This window comes from bacterium (genome assembly GCA_021158245.1).
Taxonomy (GTDB): Bacteria; Zhuqueibacterota; QNDG01; order QNDG01; family QNDG01; genus QNDG01.
On record JAGGVB010000161.1, the window covers coordinates 1 to 7,198 of the forward strand.

Annotated in this window: 6 protein-coding genes; 4 read left to right on the top strand and 2 right to left on the bottom strand. The window is 39.9% G+C overall.

The genetic code is table 11. The annotated features are described in order from the left end of the window. Positions 1-185, top strand: a 185-nt coding sequence (locus J7K93_08510; GenBank protein MCD6117043.1) for a tautomerase family protein, incomplete at its 5' end; no start/stop codon positions are given. Positions 186-211: 26 nt separating this feature from the next. Next, positions 212-415, top strand: a complete 204-nt coding sequence (locus J7K93_08515; protein MCD6117044.1) for a uracil-DNA glycosylase — start codon at positions 212-214, stop codon at positions 413-415. An 82-nt stretch (positions 416-497) separates the two neighbouring features. On the opposite strand, the gene J7K93_08520 is transcribed toward J7K93_08515, so the two are convergent. After that, positions 498-3,710 (bottom strand): PDZ domain-containing protein, encoded by a 3,213-nt coding sequence (locus J7K93_08520; protein MCD6117045.1) that lies wholly within the window; start codon positions 3,708-3,710, stop codon positions 498-500. Positions 3,711-4,238: 528 nt separating this feature from the next. Here J7K93_08520 and J7K93_08525 point away from each other — a divergent pair. Together J7K93_08525 and J7K93_08530 are read left to right on the top strand one after the other, a co-directional pair. Next, the gene (locus J7K93_08525) at positions 4,239-4,748 is read left to right on the top strand and encodes a flavin reductase (protein MCD6117046.1); all 510 of its coding nucleotides are present in this window, start codon (positions 4,239-4,241) and stop codon (positions 4,746-4,748) included. 59 nt (positions 4,749-4,807) lie between these two features. Beyond that, complete coding sequence (locus tag J7K93_08530; GenBank protein MCD6117047.1) at positions 4,808-6,040, top strand: hypothetical protein; 1,233 nt, start codon at positions 4,808-4,810, stop codon at positions 6,038-6,040. Positions 6,041-6,102: 62 nt separating this feature from the next. Here J7K93_08530 and J7K93_08535 read toward each other — a convergent pair whose 3' ends face one another. Beyond that, complete coding sequence (locus tag J7K93_08535) at positions 6,103-6,993, bottom strand: diacylglycerol kinase family lipid kinase (protein ID MCD6117048.1); 891 nt, start codon at positions 6,991-6,993, stop codon at positions 6,103-6,105. Positions 6,994-7,198 lie beyond the last annotated feature (205 nt).

The following is a 7,198-nucleotide window of genomic DNA, read 5'->3' on the forward strand; positions in this document are numbered from 1 at the left end:
GGTTCGGCGATGAAAACGCGAAAAAAACCATAGAGGGAATAACAGAAGTTTTTACTGAAATGGGAATTCCGAAAGAAGCAGTAAGAGTACTTGTAGAGGAGGTCCCCAAATCACATTGGGGAATTGCAGGAGAGCCTGCATCTGAAAGATTTTCCGATAGTTCGGGGGCAGTTAAGAAAGTGTGAGCATAAGTAATCTGACGGGTTAAAATATGGAATGCAAGTGGTATGCTGTATGCCCCATGAAAATGTATTATGAAAAGGGGCTTTTAGATCAAAGCTGGATAGATAAGTATTGTTTAAACGATTGGAACTCCTGTGTTCGTTATCAGATGGAAGAGAGCGGCAGGTATCACCCTGACTGGATGCTTCCGGACGGTACTATTAATGAGGAGCTGAAGCGGAATTCTTTTTAACAGATGTGATTTTATAAATGGTTCTTATTATTACACTCCCCGGCGTTTTTTAAAACACCGGGGAGTTTCTGTATTGATATTATCAGCTTCTATCTACTGGTTTAGGTTTTTTGATTTTCTTCGGCGGATTCTTTTTAAGCTGCTTTAAGATATAATCCACAGCATGTTCCAGCATAGGTTCATGCCCCTTAAAAATCAAAGAAGGATCATCAAACACTTCAATATCCGGGCTGACTCCGTAGTACTCAACGTCCCATTTACCTTGTTTATTAACATACGCAAATGCCGGAACCGCAAGTCCGCCGCCGTCAACAAAATGGGGGCTTCCGGAGTAGCCAATCAGCCCTCCCCATGTTTTCTGGCCCATAAGCGGCCCGACTTTAAGCAGGCGGAAGTATGACGGAAAAGCATCTCCGCCTGAGCTTGAACGGCCGTTTATAAGCATTACTTTTGGCCCTTCGTTTACAGGGAAAGGCTCTGAATATAGCGGCATGTTTCGCCTTGCCCAAAACTGAAGCACTTTGAGGGACAGGTCTTTTGCCATGGGATACGGGATTGATCCCCCGCCGTTGTATCTGTCATCAATTATCAGGCCGTCTTTTGTAAACTGGCTGTACCATCCCTTATAGAATTCTCTGAATCCGGGGAAACTGGTATTCGGTACATAAATGTAACCGATCCGTCCGCCTGACAAGCTGTCAACAATGGCGCGGTTGCGTTCCACCCAGTTGAACTGCCTTAATGCAAGCTCGGATCCGATTGTTTTGACAACAACTTTTCTTGCACCGGCTTTTGTCGGTTTGTCATTGATAAGCAGAGTAATTAGTTTGTCTGCCTTGTTCTCAAAATATTTATATGGGTTTGTGTTCGTAAAAACATATTTTCCGTCAACTGCAATAAGGTATTCACCGGATTTGACGTGGACTCCCGGCTCTGTAAGAGGAGACCGGAGTTTTTCTGTCCAGTTCTGGCCTTTAAATATTCTTGATATTTTGTAGAATTTTCCTGCAGGCTTAAATTCACAGCCGATCAGGCCCATAGGTACATGTTTAACTTTAGGTACATCCCCTTTATGCACATAACAGTGGCCGGAATTGAGCTCGCTTATAAGTTCTCCGATTATGTAATCCATATCTGTTCTTGTTGCTGCGTAATTCACAAGAGGTGCATACTTGTCACGCATTTTTGCCCAGTTCACGCCGTGCATATGAGGATCATAAAACCAGTCCCGCATAATTCTGTATGCATCATTGTATATCTCTTTCCATTCGGCCCTGGGATCAATCTTCATTGTCATTCCTGAAAGATTTAAAAGCCCGACACCTGATTTCTGTCCCGGCTTCAAATCTGCAATACCGTATTTTGAGCCGCTGTTGTATAAAAATTTATCACCCTTGGATGTAACAACATAACTCCGTACTTTATCAAGAATCTTATTCTGTTTACGGTCTTTCATGTCAAACTTGTACAGAGCTTGTTTGTAAAGATACAGTATGCCTCCTTTAACAGGAGTGATTCCATAGTAAGACCCGGCTTCTATTGGATATGCTACAACGCGTGATGCAAATCCTTCAGGTTCAATCTTAACCTGTACCTTTTTGTCTTTGTCCTTCTTATTCGTGTCAGAGTCCTCGTTGTTGATGCCTTCGTCATCATTAATAGGAGCAAACGGGCTGGCTTGATCCTTAGTCAGGGTTCCGATATAAATTTTTGCCTTAAAGTCCCTGCTGCTCCAGTCGTAATCTCTGCGGGAGATAAAAGAGAGTGTTTTTCCGTCAAAACTGAAAACAGGGCTGTAATCATCAGATTCGGATCCTGTCAGACGGAAATTTTTCTTTTGTTCGATTGAATAGATCCAAATTGCAGACAGCATGTTTTTATCGGTTTTTGAGTAAGCAACCCACTTGTTGTCAGGAGACCAGGAAAAGTCGTTAATTGAGGAAAAAGTTCCACGATCAATCAAAGTAATATCTTTTGTCTGTACATCTGCCATACGCAATCGGTTTTTCTTATCTGAAAGCAGAATCTTTTTGTTGTCATAAGACCATATGTAATTAGTGATCCAGCTTTTTGAATGTGATGTTAATTGTACAGGTTTCTTATCAGAATCATACTCTTTAATAAAGATTTCGTAATAATCATCATTTGCGAGAGACATATATGCAATATATTTTCCGTCCGAAGACCATGAGACAGACAACTCTCTTTTTTCCGGAGTGTTTGAAATGTTTTGAATCTGTCCGTGCTTTGCAGGAACAGTAAACATCTCTCCCCGTGCTCCAAACAGAGCGCGTTTTGCATTGGGAGAAATATCAAAACTCCCGACAAATTTGGATACGTTCTTATAATATGGGCGTGTCCCGGGAAGATCGTCTTTAATATAGACTGAAATTTTGTGATACTTTTCAGTTGCAGGATCAAGAATATAAAGGAATCCGCCGTTTTCAAAAACAATTCCGCCGGTTCCCCTGCTTGGGCGCATTACATCATAATCTGTAAAACGGGTAATTTGCCGGATTTTTTTTGAGGCTATATCATAAGCAAATATATTCAGTGTTCTTGGGTCATTGGAATCAACAGAGGATCTGTCAGATGTGAAATAAATAGTGTTTCCTACCCACATCGGGAAATTGTCAGTACCCGGGTAATCTGTAACACGGTCAATTGTATTGTTTTTCAAATCGTATATCCAGATATCCTGAGCAAAGCCTGCTTTGTATCTTTTCCATGTTCTGAATTCTCTTGATTTGATAGAGTATGCAAGTTTTGTCCCGTCAGGAGAGAGTGTTGCAGGCCCTCCTTCGTGAGGCTGAAGAGCAGCAGGCAGCCCTTCATTAAAAGGATCCACAAGAAAGTATTTTCCTATTCTTTCTCCAAAAGGAGTGCGTGCAGAACGTACAAGAATTTTTTTGCTGTCAGCAGTCCAGTCGTACGCAAGGTTATCCCAGCCGCCGCGCGGAGGCATGTTTCCTCCGTCAGGATAAAAAGTGCACCTTTTGGGTATGCCTCCTTCGGAAGGAATAACATAGATTTGTCTTGAACCGTCATACTCTCCGGAGAATGCAATCCATTTGCCATCCGGTGAAAATTTTGGAAAGACTTCAAATCCCGGTGATGTTGTAAGTTTCTCAGCTGTACCGCCTGATACAGGAACAGTGTACAGGTTGCCTCCGTAAACAAAGACAACTCTATTCCCGCAGATATCCGGCTGCCTTAAGAGCCTTGCCTCTTGTGCGTTGGCAGAAATGTAAGTAAAAAGCACTGAAATTACTGCGATTAATGCGGTTTTCTTCATAATGTTCTCCTGTGGTTTTAGGTATAAGGTTAAAAATCAATTTTAAAAATGGAGAAATATTTTTTAAAATGCAAGAAAAAATCAATAAACATTCTGGCGCCTTCCGAAAATGTATGGAAACGGAGATTTGCAGATGCCGGTAAAATAAATTTGAATCCTGTCATACACTCGCGATAAAATCGGGAGGCATCCAGAGGTGGTGGGGTGGAGGATTAAATACACCCCCGCCCCTGGATTCCCGCTTAAAACATGCGGGAATGACTCCCCGGTGGACCGTTGTGGCGTAAATTTGCAGATGCCGGTAATCCCCCTGCTTTTCCTTCTGCTTGATACTAAAACAAATCGGAGAACCTTTTTCAATTTATTTCTATAATTTAACTCCTTTATTATTTGATCTTATGATGCATCCTTTATCCTGTTTTTAGGGGGGTGCAAGCATTTTATAAAATAGGCTTGAAGATTGCTATAAATATCTTATCTTTAATTAATAACACAAATCCAGGCACCTACTATTTTCAGGAGATAATCATGGAATATGAAGCCTTTTTTAAAATCTCATACGGACTCTATATTGTAAGTTCAAAAGGTATGGACAGATCGAGCGGCTTTATTGCCAATACCGTATTTCAGGTAACTGCTGATCCGATAAACTTTGCAATGTGCTGCAGTAAAGAAAATTTCACAAATAAACTTATAAAAGATAGTAAATTGTTTTCTGTTTCTGTTTTGCAGAAAGATGGAAATCCCGGGCTTTTCGGATTATTCGGATACAAAAGCGGCAAAGATGTTGATAAATTTAAGGATACGGAATTTATTACGGGAAAGACCGGAGTACCCATAGTAATTGAAGATACGATTGCATGGTTTGAGTGTGAGGTTATAAAAATGATGGAACTGCCGACACACAGCATGTTTATAGGGAGAGTTGTGAATAATGAACTGATTCACGGAGACAGGGAGCCTTTAACCTATGCTTATTACAGGGATGTAAAAAAGGGAAAGGCGCCTAAAAATGCTCCGACATATATTAAAAAATGATGATTAAGCGCAGAAAGAACGGTTTTCCGGGAATTCAGGAATTAAGCAATAGATTACTAATGGAGATTAATGTCGTGAAAAATATCGCAGTTAAAGCAGTAATTTTTAATCTGTTATTTTCACTTACTATTTATGCATGTACAACAGCAGTTATTTCAGGGAAAAGTACTGTTGACGGGCGTCCTCTGCTTCTTAAACACCGTGATACAGGTAATCTGCAAAACAGGTTAATGTATTTCAATGACGGCAGATATGACTATATAGGCCTTGTAAACTCAGACGATGTATCAGGCAGAGAAGTGTGGGCAGGCTGCAACAGCACAGGATTTGCAATAATGAATTCAGCTTCCTATAATCTTAATATAGGAGATACTACTTCTTTGAAGGACAGAGAAGGTTATGTGATGAAAATGGCGCTGCAGACATGTTCCACTCTGAAAGATTTTGAAAACATGTTAAAAAATCTTCCCAAACCCATGGGCCTTGAGGCAAATTTCGGTGTAATTGATGCTGACGGGGGTGCGGCATATTATGAGACAAACAATTACGGGTTCGTTAAATTTGACGCAAATGATCCGCGCACTGCACCATACGGCTATATAATAAGAACGAATTTTTCTTATACAGGACAGAGAAAAGAAGAGTACGGAGTGATCCGAGACCAGACTGCCGAGGATTTATTTCATACTGCTTCAGCAGTAAATAACCTTTCGTACAAATTTTTAATCAGAGATGTATCCCGCTGCCTGAAACACTCTCTTACCGGAAGAGATCTTTATTCGGAAATGCCTGCGTCCGGCAGACAAAGAAAATTTGTAGATTTTTGTGACTTTATTCCCCGCTACAGTTCTGCTGCCACTGTTGTTGTGCAGGGTGTAAAAAAAGGCGAGGATACAGGATTGACAACAATGTGGACTATACTCGGATTCCAATTGAGTTCTGTTGCAGTGCCTGTGTGGGTTGCAGGAGGTAAGAATCTTCCTTCGATTCTGACAGCGGATTCTTCAGGCAATGCCCCGCTTTGTGAAATGTCTTTAAATCTTAAATCAAAGATATTTCCCTTAAAGCGCGGATCTTATAAAAATTACATAGATCTTTCAGTACTTCTGAACAAACAGGGTACAGGCATAATGCAGCAATTACGATCCGTAGAAGATGCGGTCATAAGCAAGTCGGAGAGCAGATTAAAAATCTGGCGTGAAAAAGGAATCAGCAGGCAGAATATTCAAAAATTTTATAAGTGGTATGATAAGTACATAAAAAAGGAGTATTATACAATATTTAATTTGTAATTTTATTTTTATCCGGTTTACAAAGTATAGAATTTGCAAACCGGATGGATTAAATCTTTTTCCTATCTTCCGAAAACCTCAACTGCCTGTTTTAAACATTCAACTTTAATAGGAGTCGAGCCCAGAACTTCACCGTCAGGCGTTAAAACTTTGGGAATGTTCGTCTCAATCTCAATTTTTTTAGCTTTGAATGTTTCGACAATATCCAGATTTACATGCTCTCCCGTAAAAACAGTAGGCAGGGCTTTTAACAATTGTCGTCTCGTGCATTTTGCAAGAAGTGTTACGTCCAGAATGCCGTCATCTATTTCAGCAGTCGGTGCCATAAGGAAATTAGATGTATATGTGGTATTTGATATTTCAACAAAGATGTTATCTCTTTCGTATTTTTTGCCGTCAATATTTATAGATAATTTATGGCTTTTCAGACGAATTGTCTCGTAAAGTACACCGAGAAGATATGCTACATTACCAAAAAATTTTAATTTAAGAGCTGTTTTTGTAACATCGGAAACAAAACCGAGGCCGAGAATATTCAGATAGTAAAATACTTTGCCTTCTGTTGTAAATTTACCTACGTCTACTTTTCTGGGACGGTTCATGCTGATAATTTCAATCGCTTCTTCCCATTTTGATGAGTCAAGATCAAGGTCTTTGGCAAAAGCGTTACCTGTACCAACAGGCAGCACTCCGATTGGAATACGTTTTTTTGATGGATTTTGGAAGTAGCCGTTGATTACTTCAAACAGAGTACCGTCTCCGCCTCCTGCAACAATACCGTCGTATTCGGAAAAATCAAGGCCTGCTGTAACTTCAGTGCCGTGTGAAGGATATTCTGTAACATAAACTTCAAGATCAATATTTATAGATGCAAATTTTTCTTTTACTTTCGGCAGAAGTTTTTTTGCACGTCCTGCACCTGCGTGTGGGTTGTAGATCAGGAAAATTTTCACATGATTCCTTTCAAAATTGAATTGAATTATATATAAATTAAAAAATTTCCGCCAAAATGCAAATTGAAATTTACGCTTAAATTCGGTTTGATTTTTATCGTTCTTTTTCGTACTATGTAATTGAATTTTAATAGAAATGGGGATAGCGGGATTTCAAGTGTAAATCTTAAACATTTCATACAGATAGCCATGTTTGCAGCGTTGA